The organism is Streptomyces sp. NPDC051173, from assembly GCF_040689515.1.
In the GTDB taxonomy this organism is placed as follows: domain Bacteria; phylum Actinomycetota; class Actinomycetes; order Streptomycetales; family Streptomycetaceae; genus Streptomyces.
On sequence record NZ_JBFBBD010000004.1, the window covers coordinates 124,330 to 141,572 of the forward strand.

General features: G+C 72.7%; 21 protein-coding genes. 8 read left to right on the top strand and 13 right to left on the bottom strand.

What is annotated here, in order from left to right; genetic code table 11:
• Positions 1-4 precede the first annotated feature (4 nt).
• A complete protein-coding gene (locus AB0435_RS04235; protein ID WP_366426161.1) occupies positions 5-787 on the bottom strand; it encodes a hypothetical protein in 783 nt (260 codons plus the stop codon).
• A gap of 170 nt (positions 788-957) precedes the next feature.
• Here AB0435_RS04235 and AB0435_RS04240 point away from each other — a divergent pair, with 170 nt between their 5' ends.
• From AB0435_RS04240 to AB0435_RS04250, 3 genes are read left to right on the top strand one after another with little or no spacing between them, the layout of a single operon-like run.
• Positions 958-2,253 carry a CBS domain-containing protein gene (locus AB0435_RS04240; protein ID WP_366002778.1) on the top strand — a complete coding sequence of 432 codons (1,296 nt, stop codon included), beginning with the start codon at positions 958-960 and terminating at the stop codon, positions 2,251-2,253.
• Positions 2,243-2,794, top strand: coding sequence for a DUF1003 domain-containing protein (locus AB0435_RS04245; protein ID WP_366002779.1), 552 nt, complete (start codon positions 2,243-2,245; stop codon positions 2,792-2,794). Before AB0435_RS04240 ends, AB0435_RS04245 begins: the two co-directional genes overlap by 11 nt.
• Before the next feature lie 44 nt (positions 2,795-2,838).
• Entirely contained in the window at positions 2,839-3,999 is a 1,161-nt protein-coding gene (locus tag AB0435_RS04250; protein WP_366002780.1) for an Mrp/NBP35 family ATP-binding protein, read from the top strand.
• Positions 4,000-4,066: 67 nt separating this feature from the next.
• Here the strand turns inward: AB0435_RS04250 and AB0435_RS04255 are convergent, their stop codons facing one another.
• The 6 genes from AB0435_RS04255 to sigE form a co-directional block, all read right to left on the bottom strand.
• Positions 4,067-4,258 (bottom strand): YegP family protein, encoded by a 192-nt coding sequence (locus AB0435_RS04255; protein WP_366002781.1) that lies wholly within the window; start codon positions 4,256-4,258, stop codon positions 4,067-4,069.
• A gap of 91 nt (positions 4,259-4,349) precedes the next feature.
• Complete coding sequence (locus AB0435_RS04260) at positions 4,350-5,039, bottom strand: hypothetical protein (protein ID WP_366002782.1); 690 nt, start codon at positions 5,037-5,039, stop codon at positions 4,350-4,352.
• Between the two features lie 117 nt (positions 5,040-5,156).
• Positions 5,157-5,612: a sec-independent translocase gene (locus AB0435_RS04265; RefSeq protein WP_366002783.1), complete on the bottom strand. Its 456-nt coding sequence runs from the start codon at positions 5,610-5,612 to the stop codon at positions 5,157-5,159.
• Between the two features lie 106 nt (positions 5,613-5,718).
• Positions 5,719-7,236, bottom strand: coding sequence for a trypsin-like peptidase domain-containing protein (locus AB0435_RS04270; protein ID WP_366002784.1), 1,518 nt, complete (start codon positions 7,234-7,236; stop codon positions 5,719-5,721).
• A gap of 144 nt (positions 7,237-7,380) precedes the next feature.
• The gene (locus tag AB0435_RS04275; protein WP_366002785.1) at positions 7,381-8,190 is read right to left on the bottom strand and encodes a zf-HC2 domain-containing protein; all 810 of its coding nucleotides are present in this window, start codon (positions 8,188-8,190) and stop codon (positions 7,381-7,383) included.
• Entirely contained in the window at positions 8,187-8,969 is a 783-nt protein-coding gene (gene sigE, locus AB0435_RS04280; protein WP_366002787.1) for an RNA polymerase sigma factor SigE, read from the bottom strand. The genes AB0435_RS04275 and sigE overlap by 4 nt, the downstream gene beginning before the upstream one ends.
• 163 nt (positions 8,970-9,132) lie before the next feature.
• Between sigE and AB0435_RS04285 the strand changes: the two genes are divergently transcribed.
• Complete coding sequence (locus AB0435_RS04285) at positions 9,133-9,798, top strand: class I SAM-dependent methyltransferase (protein ID WP_361525134.1); 666 nt, start codon at positions 9,133-9,135, stop codon at positions 9,796-9,798.
• A 124-nt stretch (positions 9,799-9,922) separates the two neighbouring features.
• Here the strand turns inward: AB0435_RS04285 and AB0435_RS04290 are convergent, their stop codons facing one another.
• Together AB0435_RS04290 and AB0435_RS04295 are read right to left on the bottom strand one after the other, a co-directional pair.
• Positions 9,923-10,090: a DUF3117 domain-containing protein gene (locus AB0435_RS04290; protein WP_003985072.1), complete on the bottom strand. Its 168-nt coding sequence runs from the start codon at positions 10,088-10,090 to the stop codon at positions 9,923-9,925.
• Positions 10,091-10,203: 113 nt separating this feature from the next.
• Positions 10,204-10,347: a hypothetical protein gene (locus AB0435_RS04295; RefSeq protein ID WP_366002788.1), complete on the bottom strand. Its 144-nt coding sequence runs from the start codon at positions 10,345-10,347 to the stop codon at positions 10,204-10,206.
• Positions 10,348-10,399: 52 nt separating this feature from the next.
• On the opposite strand from AB0435_RS04295, the gene AB0435_RS04300 reads away from it, so the two are divergent.
• The gene (locus AB0435_RS04300) at positions 10,400-11,185 is read left to right on the top strand and encodes an enoyl-CoA hydratase-related protein (protein WP_366426162.1); all 786 of its coding nucleotides are present in this window, start codon (positions 10,400-10,402) and stop codon (positions 11,183-11,185) included.
• Positions 11,186-11,465: 280 nt separating this feature from the next.
• Here the strand turns inward: AB0435_RS04300 and AB0435_RS04305 are convergent, their stop codons facing one another.
• Complete coding sequence (locus tag AB0435_RS04305; protein ID WP_366426163.1) at positions 11,466-12,056, bottom strand: DNA-3-methyladenine glycosylase I; 591 nt, start codon at positions 12,054-12,056, stop codon at positions 11,466-11,468.
• Positions 12,053-12,448 (bottom strand): DivIVA domain-containing protein, encoded by a 396-nt coding sequence (locus AB0435_RS04310; RefSeq protein ID WP_366002791.1) that lies wholly within the window; start codon positions 12,446-12,448, stop codon positions 12,053-12,055. The genes AB0435_RS04305 and AB0435_RS04310 overlap by 4 nt, the downstream gene beginning before the upstream one ends.
• A gap of 106 nt (positions 12,449-12,554) precedes the next feature.
• Here AB0435_RS04310 and folP point away from each other — a divergent pair, with 106 nt between their 5' ends.
• Positions 12,555-13,415, top strand: coding sequence for a dihydropteroate synthase (gene folP / locus AB0435_RS04315; RefSeq protein ID WP_366002792.1), 861 nt, complete (start codon positions 12,555-12,557; stop codon positions 13,413-13,415).
• An 87-nt stretch (positions 13,416-13,502) separates the two neighbouring features.
• Here folP and AB0435_RS04320 read toward each other — a convergent pair whose 3' ends face one another.
• Positions 13,503-14,252, bottom strand: a complete 750-nt coding sequence (locus AB0435_RS04320) for a TIGR00730 family Rossman fold protein (RefSeq protein WP_366002793.1) — start codon at positions 14,250-14,252, stop codon at positions 13,503-13,505.
• Positions 14,253-14,317: 65 nt separating this feature from the next.
• On the bottom strand, positions 14,318-15,397 hold the full coding sequence (gene dapE, locus AB0435_RS04325) for a succinyl-diaminopimelate desuccinylase (protein WP_366426164.1): 1,080 nt from the start codon (positions 15,395-15,397) through the stop codon (positions 14,318-14,320).
• A gap of 136 nt (positions 15,398-15,533) precedes the next feature.
• Between dapE and AB0435_RS04330 the strand changes: the two genes are divergently transcribed.
• Together AB0435_RS04330 and AB0435_RS04335 are read left to right on the top strand one after the other, a co-directional pair.
• Positions 15,534-16,463, top strand: a complete 930-nt coding sequence (locus AB0435_RS04330) for a hypothetical protein (RefSeq protein ID WP_366002795.1) — start codon at positions 15,534-15,536, stop codon at positions 16,461-16,463.
• 288 nt (positions 16,464-16,751) lie between these two features.
• Positions 16,752-17,156: an ATP-binding protein gene (locus AB0435_RS04335; RefSeq protein ID WP_366002796.1), complete on the top strand. Its 405-nt coding sequence runs from the start codon at positions 16,752-16,754 to the stop codon at positions 17,154-17,156.
• Positions 17,157-17,243 lie beyond the last annotated feature (87 nt).

Below are 17,243 nucleotides of genomic sequence, written 5' to 3' on the forward strand. Positions count from 1 at the left end.
GGGCTCAGGGCTTGCCCGCGGACGGGTCCTTGCCCGTGGACGGGCCGTTGCCCGCGGACGGGTCGGCGCCCGTCGGGATGTTCTTGCCGTAGTCGACGGTGGCGCTCTTGTCCGGGACGGAGAGGGCGAAGTCCTTGCCCCAGTCGCCCAGTTCCAGCTGGCCCGCCCCGCCCGCCCGCTGCACCCGCACGGGATACGGCGTGCCCGTCAGGGAGACGTCGAGCGTGCCGCCGCTGCCCTTGTCGCCGCCGGTGACACGGATCGTGCGGACACCGGCGACCGTCCCGTGGTCGCCGCGCGTGAGCTTGCCGTGCAGCACGAGCAGGCCGTCCAGCAGGACGTTCTTGTCGGTGAAGCCCTTGAACTGCTGGTAGGACGGGTCGTTGGCGGGGACCTTCACGTACTTCTTCTCCAGCTTGCCGCCCACCGCGCCACCGCCGTCCCCGTGCGACCAGAACGCCGCCGGCGCCTTGAGGTAGAGCTCGTCGCCGACGCGCAGCAGCTCGAACGCGCCGGCCCCGGTCGCGACCTGGCCGGTGCCGCCGTCCTTCTTCAGCCGCATGTCGATCTTGTACGTACTGCCCTGGCTGACGACGCTGCCGGACAGGTGGACCGCGTCCGCGCCGCGGGCGGCCGCCGTCGCCTTGTCCTGGATCTTCGCGGCGTCGAGCTTGCCCACGCCGTTGGTGCCCGCGTCGGGATCCTCACCAGCGCCGCCACAGGCCGTGAGCGCGGCGGACAGGCCGGCGCACAGCGCTCCGACGAGTGCCGCCTTCGGGGTTCGCACGTCTGCTCATGCCTCCTGACACCGATGGAGTACGGCAGCGTACCCGGGCCGCGCGGAGGCGGAAGCGGGGAGTCCGTACGGCCGTCTCTCCCGCGCCGGGAAGAAGCCGGGCACGTAGCCTGAAACCTGGACATCACCCCTTCGGGATCCCGGAGAAGGAGGGCGCGGCCATGGCGGGAGGCGTCCACCGGGTGTTCGTCTCGCACCTCTCCGGGGTGGCCGTCTTCGACCCGAACGGCGACCAGGTGGGCCGTGTGCAGGACCTCGTCGCGATGCTGCGCGTCGGCGGGCGCCCGCCGCGCGTGCTGGGCCTGGTCGTGGAGGTCGTCAGCCGCCGCCGGATCTTCCTGCCGATGACCCGGGTGACGGGCGTGGAGTCCGGCCAGGTCATCACCACCGGCGTGATCAATCTGCGGCGCTTCGAGCAGCGGCCCACGGAGACGCTGGTCGTCGGCGAGCTGCTGGACCGCCGGGTGCGGCTGGTCGACGGGGACGAGGAGGTCACCGTCCTCGACGTGGCGGTCACCCAGCTGCCGGCCCGCCGCGACTGGGAGATCGACAAGGTCTTCGTCCGCAAGGGCAAGGGCGGGGCCCTGCGCCGCAAGGGCGAGACGCTGACGGTGGAGTGGTCGGCGGTGACCGGCTTCTCGCTGGAGGAGCACGGGCAGGGCGCCGCGAACCTCCTGGCCACCTTCGAGCGGCTGCGCCCGGCCGACCTCGCCAGCGTGCTGCACCACCTGTCGCCGAAGCGGCGCGCGGAGGTGGCTGCCGCGCTGGACGACGACCGGCTCGCCGACGTCCTGGAGGAGCTGCCGGAGGACGACCAGATCGAGATCCTCGGCAAGCTCAAGGAGGAGCGGGCGGCCGACGTCCTGGAGGCCATGGACCCGGACGACGCCGCCGACCTGCTGTCCGAGCTGCCCGAGGACGACATGGAGCGGCTGCTGACGCTGATGCAGCCGGACGACGCGGCCGACGTACGGCGCCTGATGGCCTACGAGGACCGGACGGCGGGCGGCCTGATGACCACGGAGCCGATCGTGCTCCGGCCGGACGCCACGGTCGCCGACGCCCTCGCGCGGGTGCGCAACCCCGACCTCTCCCCCGCGCTGGCCGCGCAGGTCTACGTGTGCCGCCCGCCGGACGAGACCCCGACGGGCAAGTACCTCGGCACGGTGCACTTCCAGCGGCTGCTGCGGGACCCGCCGTTCACGCTCGTCGGGTCGATCGTCGACACCGACCTGCGGCCGCTGCCGCCGGACACCCCGCTGCCCGCCGTCACCAGCTATCTGGCGACCTACAACATGGTCGCCGCCCCCGTGGTGGACGAGAGCGGCGCGCTGCTGGGCGCGGTGACCGTGGACGACGTCCTGGACCACCTGCTGCCGGACGACTGGCGGGAGACCGAGCTGCACTCCGGTGCGCTGGGCATGAGCGATCTGCCGGAGGCCACCGATGGGCACTGAACGCACGCGTGAGGAGCGGGCCAAGGAGCGGATCGCGCACCAGCCGCGGGTGCGGCTGGACCTGCCGCGGGTGCGGCGGCGCAGCTGGCTGCCCAGTTACGACCCGGAGGCGTTCGGGCGCACCTCGGAGCGGATCGCGCGGTTCCTGGGGACAGGCCGGTTCATCGTCTGGATGACGGTCGTCATCGTGCTGTGGGTGCTGTGGAACACCACGGTGCCGGGGCATCTGCGGTTCGACAACTATCCGTTCATCTTCCTGACCCTGGTGCTCTCGCTCCAGGCGTCGTACGCGGCGCCGCTGATCCTCCTCGCGCAGAACCGGCAGGACGACCGCGACCGGGTCAATCTGGAGCAGGACCGCACGCAGAACGAGCGGTCCATCGCGGACACGGAGTACCTGACGCGGGAGATCGCCGCGCTGCGGATGGGCCTGGGCGAGGTCGCGACGCGGGACTGGATCCGCTCGGAGTTCCAGGATCTGGTGAAGGAGCTGGAAACGCGGCGGGTATTCCCGTACGAGAGTGAGGAACGCGACCGCTGAAGGGCCTTTCCGGAGGCCCCCTCACGCGCCGTACCATCGTGCTTATGGCTACCGACACGAACGGCACGTCCGTGAGCGAGGACGCGATCCGCGCCGCGCTCGCGACGGTGAACGACCCCGAGATCCACCGTCCGATCACCGACCTGGGCATGGTCAAATCGGTGGAGATCGGCGCGGACGGCTCGGTCGCGGTAGCGGTCTATCTGACGGTCCAGGGCTGCCCGATGCGCGAGACGATCACGAGCAACGTGCGCGATGCCGTGGCCGCCGTCGAGGGCGTCACGGGCGTCACCGTCGAGCTCGACGTGATGAGCGACGAGCAGCGCAAGGAGCTGGCGACGTCGCTGCGCGGCGGCACGGCCGAGCGCGAGGTGCCCTTCGCCAAGCCGGGCTCGCTGACCCGGGTCTACGCGGTGGCGTCCGGCAAGGGCGGCGTGGGCAAGTCCTCGGTGACGGTCAACCTCGCGGCGGCGATGGCGGCCGACGGCCTGAAGGTCGGCGTCGTGGACGCGGACATCTACGGCCACTCGGTGCCCCGCATGCTGGGCGCGGGCGACAGCAGGCCCACCCAGGTCGAGAACATGATCATGCCGCCGTCGGCGAACGGCGTGAAGGTCATCTCGATCGGGATGTTCACGCCGGGCAACGCCCCGGTGGTGTGGCGCGGCCCGATGCTGCACCGCGCGCTCCAGCAGTTCCTCGCGGACGTCTACTGGGGCGACCTGGACGTCCTCCTGCTCGACCTCCCGCCGGGCACCGGTGACATCGCGATCTCCGTCGCACAGCTCGTCCCGAACGCCGAGATCCTGGTGGTGACGACCCCTCAGCAGGCCGCCGCCGAGGTCGCCGAGCGCGCCGGTTCGATCGCCGTGCAGACGCACCAGAAGATCGTCGGCGTCGTGGAGAACATGTCCGGGCTGCCCTGCCCGCACTGCGACGAGATGGTCGACGTCTTCGGCACGGGCGGCGGCCAGACGGTCGCCGACGGCCTGACGCGGACGACCGGCGCGAACGTGCCCGTGCTGGGCTCGATCCCGATCGACGTCCGGCTGCGCGAGGGCGGCGACGACGGCAAGCCCGTCGTCCTGTCGGACCCGGAGTCCCCGGCGGGCGCCGCGCTGCGGGCGATCGCGGGCAAGCTCGGCGGCCGCCAGCGCGGCCTGTCGGGGATGTCCCTGGGGATCACTCCGCGCAACAAGTTCTGACGCCGCCTGTGCGACAGGCGCGGTAAGGGGCGGCCTCCATGGAGGCCGCCCCTTACTGTTCCTCCGGCTACCGGTTCCCGGTCTCCAGGTCCTTGACCGGTGCGTCGGGGGCGTTGTTCTTCACGGACGCGATGCCCTTCTCGGCCGCGGCCTTGCTGTTGTACGCCTCGCCGACGGCGATGATCTCGCCGTTCCCGGCCTTGAGGCGGAACCGGTGCTGGCCGGCCTTGTCCTTGTAGAGCTCGAACGAACCACCCATGTCGCTTCACCTCTCCGAGTGCGTCCCCTGCCAGGCATTCAAGCCCGGCACCGGGGCGTCCGCAGCTCGGGTGGCCCGATCGGTGACCGCCTCAGCTCCCGTAGGCGGCGAGGTCCTTGATCACCGAGAAGCCCATGCCGTACGCGCTCATGCCCCGCCCGTACGCGCCCAGGTGGACGCCCTCGGCGGAACCTGCGAGCACCCAGCCGTACTCGGACTCGCGGTAGCGGAAGTCGGTGGGCACCCCGTCGACCGGGAGCGACAGCGTCGACCAGGCGGGTTCCTCCAGATGGTCGGCGAGCTCCCAGGCGAGGGCCGTCTGCTGGTCCAGCCAGTCCTGCCGCAGGGCGCGCTCCATCTGCGCCGGCCAGGTGGACGACAGCAGCCCCGAGCCGGCCAGCCAGGCGGCGGAGGAGACCGAGGTGGCCTCCAGCACGCCCGTGCCGTCGGCGCTGCGCCGGACGGGGCGGCTCGCGACGGTCACCACGACGGCGAAGCGCTGCTTGGCCTCGGCGGGGGCGGTCTTCTCGCCGCGCAGCGAGGGCTCCTCGCCGTGACCCGTGGAACCGTGCTCCACGGTCCCGTCGGCGGCGGCGCCGACCTGCATCAGCCAGCGCGGCCCGCTGTACGCCTCGTCCAGGCCGTACCACGGGAACGAGGCCAGCAGATAGCCGTCGACGGACCGCCGGGTACCGGGGCCGCTCTGTGCCGCATCCTGTGCGGCGGACGCACCGGCCTCACCGGCCGGCCCTTGCGCCCCTACCCGACTCGTCGTCTCCATCTGCGCGGCGCCTCCTCGTTGCCCGACGTCCTGGGCGAGCCCGCCCCCCTAGGGAGACTTCACCCCAAACACAGGGAGGATAGCCACCCCCGTCAATGGCGCCGGGGATGCGCGAGCTCAGGTGGCGTCGGAATCGAAGGGCGGACGCTCGCCCGGATGCAGCCCCTCGCGCTTTTTGAGCAGGTCAGGGCCGCCGGAGGGGGACGCGGAGCCGGGGGCGGCCGGCTCGGCGGAAGGGGCCGGGGCACTGCTGCGCCCGTGGACCGCGTCGGCCACGTCGCCCATCTCCGCCTTGAAGTCGAAGCCGTTGCGGATCTCCTTCAGGCCCAGCTCGTCCTTGTCGAGCACGTGCTTGCGCACGAAGGTCTTGGGGTTCAGGTCCTCGAACTCGAAGTCCTTGAACTCCGGGCCCAGCTCCGAGCGGATGTCCTGCTTGGCGTTCTCCGAGAACTGCCGGATCTTGCGCAACGTCCGCGACACGTCCTGGATCATCTTCGGCAGCTTGTCCGGGCCGAAGATGAGCACCGCGATCACCACGAGCGCGACCAGCTCGAGGGGTCCTATGTCGAGCACGTTGCAGCTCCTTGATGCGTCAGTGGCCGGGGGTCGCGGCCACCTATCACGGTACCTGGCCCGGGGACCCCCGAGGGCGTCGCCCGGGCCAACATCAGGCCAAAGGTCACCGCGCGCCCGCCGAGCCCAGGGTCAGCTCCACGGTCCGCTCGCCGCCGTCGTGCTCCACGGTCAGGGACAGCCGGTCACCCGGACGGTGGCTGCGGACCTTGACGATCAGCTCCTGCCCGCTGTGCACCGGGGCCCCGTCGACCTTCTTGATCACGTCCTGGTCCCGGATGCCGGCCCTGTCGCCGGGTCCGCCGGGGGTGACGGCCGGGCCGTCGGCACCCTTGGAGTTCACCCGGGCGCCGTCGCCCGCGTACGTCATGTCCAGGGTCACCCCGATGACGGGGTGGGTGGCCCGGCCGGTGTTGATGAGCTCCTCGGCGACGCGCCTGGCCTGGTTGACCGGTATGGCGAAGCCGAGGCCGATGCTGCCGCCCTGGCCGCCGAGGTCGGAGCTGTCACCCGCGGACCGGATCGCGCTGTTGATGCCGATGACACGGGCCTGGGAGTCCATCAGCGGCCCGCCGGAGTTGCCCGGGTTGATCGGGGCGTCGGTCTGGAGCGCGTCCACGTAGCTGACGTCGCTGCCGTCCTGCTTCTGGCCGCCCGCGGTGATCGGGCGCTCCTTGGCGCTGATGATCCCGGTGGTGACGGTGCCCGCGAGGTCGAAGGGCGCGCCGATGGCGACCACGGAGTCGCCGACGCGGACGGAGTCGGAGTTGCCGAGGGCGAGCGGGGTCAGCCCGGTCACGCCGGAGACTTTGATCACGGCCAGGTCGTAGCCGCTGTCCCGGCCGACGACGGTGGCCTTCGCCGTCTGGCCGCTGTTGAAGGTCACCGATATGTCGCCGCCGGAGCCCGCGGGCTCCACGACGTGGTTGTTGGTGAGGATGCGGCCTTCCTTGTCCAGGACGAAGCCGGTGCCCGTGCCCTGGTCGCTGCTGCCGCGCACATGGATCGTCACCACGCCGGGCAGGGCGCGCGCCGCGATCCCGGCGACGCTGTCGGGGGCGCGCCCGGACCGGTCCACGGGCGCCTGCGGCAGCCGCACGTGGTGCCCCACGACACCGTCCCGCTCAAGGAACGCGCCGACGACCCCGCCGATGCCCCCGGCGACGAGCGCCACGATCACCGTTCCGACGACGATCCGCCCGCGCCGTCGCACGGCCGGCCCCGGGGCCGCCGGGCGGGCCGCGGGTGAGACGGCCCAGGGGTCGTAGGTCCAGGGCTCGGGCCGGGGCGGCCCGTACGGGAAGGGCGGCGGGAACGCCGCGCCGGGCGGAGCGGGAGGCGGGGCAGGAGGCAGGCCCGGCGGCAGGTGGGTGCCGTGGGCCGGGGTGACCGGGCGCTGGACGGGCGGCGCGGGCGCCCACGGGCCGGGGCGGCCGTAGGGCGGCGTGCTGTACGGATCGGGCGCGTGCAGGGGTGCAGGGGCGGCGTACGGAGCGGCGGGCGCCGTGCCCTCCTCGGCCTGGGCCTCCGGGCCGGGCGGCACCGCGTCAGGCGGTGTCGTACGCCGGGGACGGCTCCACCAGTGCGGCTTGGGACCCATGGGCCCCGCCTTCCCCTCGTCCATCTTCTCCCCACCGTTCGCCGGAGGGCGCGCGGCGTCGCCCGAGGGCTCCGCGGCCCACCAGGAATTCAACCAGGTCCGCGCGGACCTGCGCAGAGGGCCGGGGCCGCCGCCCGGATCCGTCGGGCGCGGCCACGGCGGGAAGGATCAGTGCCGGATCGGCGCGCTGTCGGCCGCGGAGAAGCCGGGTGCGGGGAGCGCGGCGCGGATCAGCGGCGGGAGCGGAGCGGCGGAGGGCCGCAGCAGCGACACCCCCGTGGCCGGAGGCGCGGGCGCGGCCGGGGCGCCGGGCACCGCGGGCCCGTCCCGCCCGGCGAGCGTGAGGGCCAGGGAGCGCCGGCTGTCCTCCGCGGTGTCTCCTTGGCTCATGGAAAGCGGTGTGGTGGCCACGCGGGGGTCCTCCGAGCGCGCGCTGGTGGTCTCGCCGACCGAGGCGAGCGGCTGGGCGCTGCCGAGCGCGAAGGCCGCGAGCGAGACCGCGCCGGCCGCCGCGAAGGCGAAGCGGCGCCCCCGTGAGGCACCGCGGGAAGGGTCGGGCAGCTCGTGGACGCGGAAGCCGCGGTCGCGCTGCCAGGGGGCGACGGCGGGGAAGAGGGCAAAGGTTTCAGCCCGGTTGCCGGAGCCGCCTCTTCCCTGGCCTCCGGGCCGCCTGCGGCCGTCCGGAGCGGGACGCGTGTCCTCGCCGCGGAGCCTCTCGGCGCCGTCACCGCCGGGGCCGGTGCCGGGCAGGTTCTGCAGGCGGGCGAGGAGCGCGTCGGAGAGCGGCGGGGCGGCCGCCTCGGCGAACACGCTCTTGAGCCGGCGCTGGGCGTCGGCTTCGGCTTTGCATGTCCAACAGGTCGCCAGGTGCGCGAGCACCCGCTCCCGAGAGTCGTGTCCCAACTCCCCGTCGACCAGGGCCGCGAGGCGGTCGCCGAGATGGTGCTCGGCGGGGGACTGACCGCCTGAACCGGTCACGCGATCCCTACCTCCCCACCCAGCGGAAAGCCGGGGCCCGCACCCGTGACGGCGACGGCGCGCTGCTCGGCCCGGGCGGCGGGCGAGCGGTGCTGGAGTGCCTTGCGCAGGTGGGAGCGGCCACGGTGGATGCGGCTGCGCACGGTGCCGAGCTTCACGCCGAGCGTCGCGGCGATCTCCTCGTAGGAGAGGCCCTCGATGTCGCACAGGACGACGGCGGCGCGGAACTCCGGGGCGAGGGTGTCCAGCGCCTGCTGGACGTCCGCGTCGAAGTGGGTGTCGTTGAAGTGCTGCTGGGGGGACGGCTCGCGGCTGGGGAGCCGCTCTGCGGCGTCCTCGCCGAGTGCGTCGAAGCGGATGCGCTGGCGGCGCCGGACCATGTCCAGGAAGAGGTTGGTGGTGATGCGGTGCAGCCACCCCTCGAACGTGCCCGGGGTGTACGTCGACAGCGAGCGGAAGACGCGGACGAACACCTCCTGCGTGAGGTCCTCGGCGTCGTGCTGATTGCCGGTGAGGCGGTAGGCGAGGCGGTAGACCCGTGCACTGTGCGTGCTGACGATCTCCTCCCAGGAGGGAGGGGCCCACGCCTGCGAATCCGCATCGGTGGCGAAGGTCGCGGTGGGTGCGGAGTCGGCGGTGCGCGAACGGTCAGCGGTCTTGGTCACGGATTTCGGCTCGCCGATGGACCTGCGAAAGCGCTTCAGCACGCCCCGACGGTCTCCGGCCGCAGCCGCACCTCCCCTGTCGGCTCTGGTGGTGTCCAGTGGAGCCCCTACCATATCCATCCCGCCCGTTAGCTCAGGATAAGGAATTTTGACCTTCATTTGGTCTTGGTCCCCCGTCTCCGACGTCTCCCCCCGGCTTCTCCCGCCGTAGCCTTCCGATTCTTCCCAACGCGCGGTCCCATCTGCGGGTTCCCGTGGTCAGCGGATACAGTCACGGTTGCGTCGACTACGGGGACAGGAGAGGGCCATTACCGGCAACCAGCAGACGAGCTGGGCGTTCGCCGATGCGTTCGTCGCCGAGGGAGAGGCGCTGCGGTGGGCCCGGGACCGGGCTCACGAGGCAGGTCTCCGCTCGGTGTCGTCCGGCACCGGCGCCGCGCTGCGCCTGCTCGCCGCGGCGGTGGACGCCAAGGCGGTGGCCGAGATCGGCACGGGCACCGGCGTCTCCGGCCTCCATCTCCTGCACGGCATGCGGCCCGACGGCGTCCTGACGACCGTGGACAGCGATCCCGAGTGCCAGCAGTTCGCCCGGCAGGCGTTCCGCGCCGCGGGCTTCGCGGGCAACCGCGCGCGCTTCATCCCGGGCCGCGCGCTGGAGGTCCTGCCGCGCCTCGCCGACGGCGGATACGACCTGGTGTTCTGCGACGGCGACCGGCTGGAGTGCCTCGACTATCTAGCCGAATCGTTGCGCCTGTTGCGGCCGGGCGGACTCGTCTGCTTCGAGGGCGTCTTCGCGGACGGCCGCACGGTCGACTCCGCCGCCCAGCCCGCCGAGGTGCAGCGGCTGCGCGAGTTGCTGCGCGCCGTCCGCGAGTCCACGGTGCTGCTGCCCTCACTGCTGCCGGTGGGCGACGGGCTGCTGTGCGCGGCCCGGCGCGGCTGACCGGTGCGTGCCACGGCCGGTCACGCCCCCACCGGGGCGCGGGCGTGACCGGCCGTGGATACACCACTGCCCCGGAGCCAGGACCAGCCGGCACCGGGGCAGCGTGAGATCCGCAGGCCGCGCGTCAGACGGTGACCTTCTCCAGGGCCTCGCCGAGAGCCTTGGCCTCGTCCGGGGTCAGCTCGACGACGAGACGACCGCCGCCTTCGAGCGGAACCCGCATGACGATGCCCCGCCCCTCCTTGGTCACCTCGAGCGGGCCATCGCCCGTCCGCGGCTTCATGGCCGCCATGCTCGTTCCCCTTCCTGAAACCAGCTCGCCGCAGCCGACAACCCAGGTGTCACCGGCATCGAACACATTGCTTCCAGGCCATTATCCCGCATCGCGCGACCCGATGACCAACATCAGTCCGCATCCGGTCGGCAACGCGCTCTCGCAAAACCACCCAATTCGGCGATCGGACTGCGATACTGCGCCGCCATCGCGCCGCCTCGATGGCCGGTTTCTTTGACGCAGGTCACATATCGGCCGCCGGTGATCTCCGGCATGCTGAGCCCTGACGGCTGCCGACGCAGCCGCGACGAGGGAGGGAGCGGCTCCATGGCCGACACCGTGCTGTACAACGTGACGGACGGGCTCGCGACGGTCACACTCAACCGTCCCGACGCCATGAACGCGCTCGACATCGCGACAAAGGTCGCGCTGCGCGACGTGCTGCAGGAGGCCGGCGCGGATCCGGCCGTGCGCGCCGTCCTGCTGACCGCCACGGGGCGCGCCTTCTGCGTCGGACAGGACCTCAAGGAACACGTCGAGCTGCTGGCGCGGACCGAGTCGGTGATGACCACCGTCAAGGAGCACTACAACCCGATCGTCACCGCGATCACCGGGATGCGGAAGCCGGTCGTGGCCGGGGTCAACGGCGTCGCGGCGGGCGCGGGCGCGGGCTTCGCCTTCGCCGCGGACTACCGCGTCGTCGCGGACACCGCCTCCTTCAACACGTCCTTCGCCGGGGTCGCGCTCACCGCGGACTCGGGCGTCTCCTGGACCCTCCCCCGCCTCGTCGGCCAGAGCCGCGCCTCCGACCTGCTGCTGTTCCCCCGCAACGTGCCCGCCCAGGAGGCGTACGAGCTGGGCATCGCCAACAAGGTCGTGCCCGCGGCGGACCTCGCCGCCGAGGCACGGTCGGTGGCCCGGCGCCTCGCGGAGGGCCCGACCGCGGCCTACGCCGCGCTCAAGGAGTCGCTGGCCTACGGCGCGGACCACTCGCTGGCCCAGTCGCTGGCCAAGGAGGACGAGCTCCAGGCGCGCGCAGGGGCGTCGGAGGACCACCGCATCGCGGTGGACGCCTTCCTGAAGAAGGAGAAGCCGCGCTTCGTCGGGCGCTGACCGGCCGGGCGGCCTGGGCCGTGACCGGCGGATCTTGTGGTCGGTTCTGCGGGTGGCGTCGTCTGCGCACCACCGCTGCGCGGCGGTGTCCTCGACCTCCCCCAGCTAACTCCCCCAGACTCCGTCCGGGGGTGCCCCCAGAGGTGCCCCCAACAGGCTGGTTGCGGCTGACGTGGGTGCGCGATTCAGCCCTTGGGGGCACCTCTGAGGACACCCCCAAGGGCGCCTCCGCCGCAGGCAGCAGGCTGCCCGCGGTCTGGCAACGATCCGTCGGACACGGCTACGCGCCCCCGCGCGCATGGCAGTTGGCCAGGTGGTCGTTGACCAGACCACACGCCTGCATCATGGCGTACGCCGTCGTGGGGCCGACGAAGCGGAAGCCCCGCTTCTTGAGCTCCTTCGCCAGCGCCGTGGACTCCGGGGTCGTCGCGGGCACGTCCGCCGCCGAACGCGGCGCCTTCCGGGGCCCGTCCGGGGCGTACGACCAGATGAAGGCGTCCAGCTCGCCGGGCGCCCACTCCGCCGCCACCCGGGCGTTGCCGATCGCCGCGGTGATCTTCGCGCGGTTGCGGATGATGCCCGGGTCGGCGAGCAGCCGCTCGGCGTCGGCCTCCGTGAAGGCCGCCACCTCGGCGATGGAGAAGCCGGCGAAGGCCGCGCGGAACCCCTCGCGGCGGCGCAGGATCGTCAGCCACGACAGCCCGGACTGGAACGCCTCCAGGCACATCCGTTCGTAAAGGGCGTCGTCGCCGTGCACCGGGCGGCCCCACTCGGTGTCGTGATAGCGGCGGTAGTCCGCCACGGACTCCGCCTCCAGGCCCCATGGACAGCGCGCCAGCCCGTCCGGGCCGACGACCGCTCCGGTGCTCATGCTTCCCCGCCCCCGCTCCGCTCGCCCGGCGCGGCGCCGTGCGGCGCCTGTCCGGGGCCCTCGTGGCCCTTCTCCGCGCCCCGCGCCGCCGCCTCCGCCCGCGCGTCGGCGAGGGACCGCTCCAGCTCGGCGATCCGCGCGTCCCTCTCGGCCAGTTCGGCGCCGAGCCGGTCCAGGACGTCGTCGGTCTCCGTCATGCGATAGCCGCGCACGGCGAGCGGCAGCCGCACCGCGTCGACGTCGGCCCGGGTCGTGGGCCGGTCCGCGGGCAGCGGCCAGGCGATCCGGTCCGGCTCGGCCTCGGGCAGCGAGACACCGCTCCCGCCGCCCACGACGAAGAGCGTGACCGCGGCCACCACCACGACCAGCGCGATGAGCAAGAACCAGAACACGACCATCTCCCAGGTGCGCCCGCCACACGAATCCGTCGTCCACGATCGTGCCATGCCCCACTGACAGTTAAGGTCGCTGGCGGACCACGCGAAGAGGAGTAGGGAAATGCTGCGGCTGGGACGGCGCGAGTTCGACGCCCACGAACCGGTGATCATGGCGATCGTCAACCGGACGCCTGACTCCTTCTACGACCAGGGGGCCACGTTCCAGGACGAGGCCGCGCTGGCCCGCGTGGAGCAGGCGGTGGCGGACGGCGCCGCCATCATCGACATCGGCGGCGTGAAGGCGGGCCCCGGCGCGGAGGTCACCGCCGAGGAGGAGGCGCGGCGCACCGTCGGCTTCGTGGCCGAGGTCCGCCGGCGTCACCCGGACGTGGTGATCAGCGTGGACACCTGGCGGCACGACGTCGGCGAGGCGGTCTGCGAGGCGGGCGCCGACGTGCTCAACGACGCGTGGGGCGGCTTCGACCCCAAGCTGGCCGAGGTCGCGGCGCGTTACGGCGTGGGTCTGGTGTGCACGCACGCGGGCGAGGTGGAGCCCCGTACGCGGCCGCACCGCATCGCCTACGACGACGTGATGGCGGACATCCTGCGCGTGACGCTCGGGCTGGCCGAGCGGGCCGTCGCGCTCGGCGTCCGGCGCGACGCGATCATGATCGATCCGGGCCACGACTTCGGGAAGAACACCCGCCACTCGCTGGAGGCGACCCGGCGGCTGGGCGAGATGGCGGAGACGGGCTGGCCCGTGCTCGTCTCGCTGTCCAACAAGGACTTCGTCGGGGAGACGCTCGACAAGCCGGTGAAGGAACGGGTGCTGGGCACCCTCGCGACGACGGCCGTCTCCGCGTGGCTGGGGGCGCAGGTCTACCGCGTGCACGAGGTCGCGGAGACCAGGCAGGTGCTCGACATGGTGGCGTCGATCGCGGGGCACCGGGCCCCGGCGGTGGCGCGCCGGGGGCTCGCGTAGGCACACGCAGACCCACGCAGCCGCACACAGGCGCACACAGCAGGCGCCCCGCCGGGCCCGTGGCCGGGCCGGCGGGCGCCGCGCCGCTTACGCCCCGGCCTCCTTGGTGACCAGGGCGACCGCCTCGTCGACGTCGTCGGTCACATGGAACAGGTGCAGGTCCTGCAGGCCCGCCTTGCCCTCCGCGATCAGTGTGTCGCGGAACCAGTCGACCAGGCCGCGCCAGTACGCCGTGCCGAAGAGGACGATCGGGAAACGCGTGACCTTCTTGGTCTGCACCAGCGTCAGCGCCTCGAACAGCTCGTCCAGCGTGCCGAGTCCGCCCGGCAGCACGACGAACCCGCTCGCGTACTTCACGAACATCGTCTTGCGGACGAAGAAGTAGCGGAAGTCCACACCGAGGTTGACGTAGGGGTTGAGGCCCTGCTCGAAGGGCAGCTCGATGCCGAGGCCGACGGAGATGCCGCCCGCCTCCGTCGCGCCCTTGTTGGCGGCCTCCATCGCGCCGGGCCCGCCGCCGGTGATGACCGCGAAACCGGCCTCGACCAGGCCGCGGCCGAGCGCCACCCCGGCCTCGTACTCCGGCGAGCCCACCGGTGTGCGGGCCGAGCCGAACACGCTGATGGCAGGCGGCAGTTCGGCGAGCGCGCCGAAGCCCTCGACGAACTCGGACTGGATGCGCATCACCCGGAAGGGATCCTCGTGCACCCAGTCCGCGGTGCCTCTGGTGTCCAGCAGATGCTGGTCGGTGGTGCCCTGCTGCATCTGGCCGTGCCTGCGCACGACCGGCCCACGGCGCTGCTCCCGCTGCGCGCGGGCCCCTTCGGGATGTGCCATTCCGCTCTCCCTCCGCTGATCGTTGCTGTTCAGCGTAGGCCCACACGGCGCCGCGGGCGGGCCCGTCAGGAGGTGAGCCAGGCGCGCAGCCGCTCCTCGCACTCCGGGATCAGTGCGGCGCGCACCCGCTCGTCCCGCTTGTGCGCGACCATCGGGTCGCCGGGGCCGTAGTTGACGGCGGGCACGCCGAGCGCCGAGAAGCGCGAGACGTCCGTCCAGCCGAACTTGGGCTTCGGCGTTCCCCCGACGGCCTCGATGAAGGCCGCGGCGGCCGGGTGGGAGAGACCGGGCAGCGCGCCGGGCGAGTGGTCGTCGACGACGAACGCGGCGACGCCGCAGCCCTCGAAGACCTCCCGGACGTGCGCCAGCGCCTCCTCCTGGGTGCGGTCGGGGGCGTAGCGGAAGTTGACGGTGACCGTGCAGGCGTCGGGGATGACGTTGCCCGCGACGCCGCCCTCGATCCGTACGGCGTTGAGCCCCTCGTGGAACTCCAGGCCGTCGATGACCGGCCGGCGCGGCTCGTAGGCGGCGAGCCGGGCGAGGATCGGGGCCGCCGCGTGGACGGCGTTGCTGCCCATCCAGCTGCGCGCCGAGTGGGCGCGCTCGCCCTCCGTGCGCAGCAGGACCCGCAGCGTGCCCTGACAGCCGCCCTCGACCTGGCCGTCGGTCGGCTCCAGCAGCACGGCGAAGTCGGCGGTGAGCCAGTCGGGGTGGGCCGCGGCGACGTGGCCGAGGCCGTTGAGGTGGGCGGCGACCTCCTCGTTGTCGTAGAAGACGAACGTCAGGTCGCGGTTGGGCGCGGGGACGGTCGCGGCGATGCGCAGCTGCACCGCGACGCCGGACTTCATGTCACTGGTGCCGCAGCCCCACAGGTAGCCGTCGTCGTCCGTGTGCGAGGGGACGTTGTCGGCGATGGGCACGGTGTCGATGTGCCCGGCGAGCACCACGCGCTCGGCACGGCCCAGGTTCGTGCGGGCGACGACGTTGTTGCCGTACCGGTCGACGGTCAGGTGCGGCAGCTCCCGCAGCGCGCTCTCCACGGCGTCGGCGAGCGTCTTCTCGTCCCCGCTCTCCGAGGGGATGTCGACGAGCCGGGCGGTGAGGGCGGCGGCGTCGAGGGACAGGTCGAGTACGGCGTCATCCATGCCCGCGACTCTAACCCGGCCCGCAGGGGCCCGGCCCCGGCCGGAAGAGCCCGGCGGATCCCGTGCGCGGGGCCCCGGACTCCGGCCGGGGGCACGGCCCTCATGATTCTCATATCTCTCCAGTAACGTTTGCCGCATGTCCCGGATCTCCGTCACCCGCCGTGGTCGCCTGCTGCGCATCGTGGCCGCCTGCGCCGTGCTGTTGGCGCTGATCGGTTACGGCGTGGCCCAGCTGGTGACGGGCGGCCCCGGCGCCCCCCGCTGCACCGTGCGGGCCAACGGCGCGTCGTACGCGATGGCGCCCGAGCAGGCCGTGAACGCCGCGACCATCTCGGCCGTGGGCGCCGCCCGCGGGCTGCCGGAGCGCGCGGTGACGATCGCGCTGGCGACGGCCATGCAGGAGTCGGGGCTGCGCAACATCCACCACGGCGACCGCGATTCGCTGGGTCTGTTCCAGCAGCGCCCGACGCAGGGCTGGGGCACGGCGGAGCAGATCACCGACCCGGTGTACGCGGCGGGGAAGTTCTACGACCACCTCGTGCAGGTGCCCGGCTATTCGCGGCTGCCGCTGACGGTGGCCGCGCAGAAGGTGCAGCGCAGCGGCTTCCCGCAGGCGTACGCCAAGCACGAGCCGGACGCCTCGCTGCTGGCGTCGGGCCTGACGGGCCGGGCGGAGGCCGCCTTCAGCTGCACGACGAGCCCGGCGGACGGTCAGCACGGGGACCCGTCGGCGGTACGGACGAAGCTGCGGCACGAGTTCGGCTCGACGGTGCTGCCGACGATGGGCGGCACCGGGGGCGGGGGCACCGACGGCGCGGCGGGCGCGGCGGCCCGCACCGTGACGGTGCCCGCGACGTCACCGACGGACGCGCCGGACGACGCTCCCACGCGGCGGGGCTGGCAGCTGGCGTCGTGGGCCGTGGCCCACGCTTCCGAACTGCGGATCGAGCGCATCGACTTCGCCGGCCGGGAGTGGACGGCCGAGGACTCCCGTGACGGCTGGCGCGCGACGAAGGACGCCGCGGCCTCCCCGTCGTCCGAGGTCCGGATCACCACCGTTCAGTAGTACGAGCATCCCCTCCTGCGGGGTATCCGCCCGAGGGACGGGCGGAAATCCGGCATGCCCCGCGAAGCCCGTCCGGCTTCTCTCAACTTCCTTGCGACTAAAGGCTTGTACGCCTTTAGGACAACGTCGCGCCCTGCGTGTTTTGCCCGGGATTTCCCGAAACCGATAATGCGACGCATTGCCAAGGCTTTACCTTCGGGCACCGCAACCTTCGAGGCTCTCACGCGGTAGTCACTGCGTCCGCTCGCCGGACAGCCAACGTTCTCCAACTCCGCCAAAAGGAGCATCATGTCCCTCCCCCTTTCGCGTCGGATCGCCCGGGTAGCCCTGCTGGTCGCCGCCGGTGCCGCACCCGTCATCGGCGCGGCAGGAGCAGCCAGCGCCGCGGACTTCAAGGCCCCCGAGCTGGGCGGCCTGAGCGCGGTGGACGGCGCGAGCCTGGGCAACAACATCGCGGCCACCTCCCACAAGGCCGGTGTCGCGACGGCCGAGGTCGGTCACAAGGCCGTCGACACCGCCGCCCCGGGCACCACGGACACGCTCGGCAAGACCGCCCAGAGCACCACCCCGGCCGCGCAGAAGGTGGCGGGCGACCTCGGCGGCTCGGCGGCCGGCGTCGTGGGCGGCGCGGCGGAGACCGCGACGAAGACCGGCGGTGGCCTGCCGACCGGTGGCCTGCCGCTCGGCCACTGATCGGTCGTTCGACACCGAGAGGGCCCGGGAGTGGTTCCCGGGCCCTCTCGTTTATGTTTTTGGGCGCGGGTCCGCCGCGCCTTCGGC

Coding starts and splice junctions, on each gene's coding strand:
- AB0435_RS04250 (WP_366002780.1), top strand. CDS start 2,839: ATGGCTACCGACACGAACGGCACGTCCGTGAGCGAGGACGCGATCCGC.
- AB0435_RS04240 (WP_366002778.1), top strand. CDS start 958: ATGGCGGGAGGCGTCCACCGGGTGTTCGTCTCGCACCTCTCCGGGGTG.
- AB0435_RS04335 (WP_366002796.1), top strand. CDS start 16,752: ATGTCCCTCCCCCTTTCGCGTCGGATCGCCCGGGTAGCCCTGCTGGTC.
- dapE (WP_366426164.1), bottom strand. CDS start 15,397: ATGGATGACGCCGTACTCGACCTGTCCCTCGACGCCGCCGCCCTCACC.
- folP (WP_366002792.1), top strand. CDS start 12,555: ATGCTGCGGCTGGGACGGCGCGAGTTCGACGCCCACGAACCGGTGATC.
- AB0435_RS04330 (WP_366002795.1), top strand. CDS start 15,534: ATGTCCCGGATCTCCGTCACCCGCCGTGGTCGCCTGCTGCGCATCGTG.
- AB0435_RS04305 (WP_366426163.1), bottom strand. CDS start 12,056: ATGAGCACCGGAGCGGTCGTCGGCCCGGACGGGCTGGCGCGCTGTCCA.
- AB0435_RS04300 (WP_366426162.1), top strand. CDS start 10,400: ATGGCCGACACCGTGCTGTACAACGTGACGGACGGGCTCGCGACGGTC.
- sigE (WP_366002787.1), bottom strand. CDS start 8,969: ATGGTAGGGGCTCCACTGGACACCACCAGAGCCGACAGGGGAGGTGCG.
- AB0435_RS04245 (WP_366002779.1), top strand. CDS start 2,243: ATGGGCACTGAACGCACGCGTGAGGAGCGGGCCAAGGAGCGGATCGCG.
- AB0435_RS04320 (WP_366002793.1), bottom strand. CDS start 14,252: ATGGCACATCCCGAAGGGGCCCGCGCGCAGCGGGAGCAGCGCCGTGGG.
- AB0435_RS04270 (WP_366002784.1), bottom strand. CDS start 7,236: ATGGACGAGGGGAAGGCGGGGCCCATGGGTCCCAAGCCGCACTGGTGG.
- AB0435_RS04290 (WP_003985072.1), bottom strand. CDS start 10,090: ATGGCGGCCATGAAGCCGCGGACGGGCGATGGCCCGCTCGAGGTGACC.
- AB0435_RS04255 (WP_366002781.1), bottom strand. CDS start 4,258: ATGGGTGGTTCGTTCGAGCTCTACAAGGACAAGGCCGGCCAGCACCGG.
- AB0435_RS04295 (WP_366002788.1), bottom strand. CDS start 10,347: ATGCCGGAGATCACCGGCGGCCGATATGTGACCTGCGTCAAAGAAACC.
- AB0435_RS04260 (WP_366002782.1), bottom strand. CDS start 5,039: ATGGAGACGACGAGTCGGGTAGGGGCGCAAGGGCCGGCCGGTGAGGCC.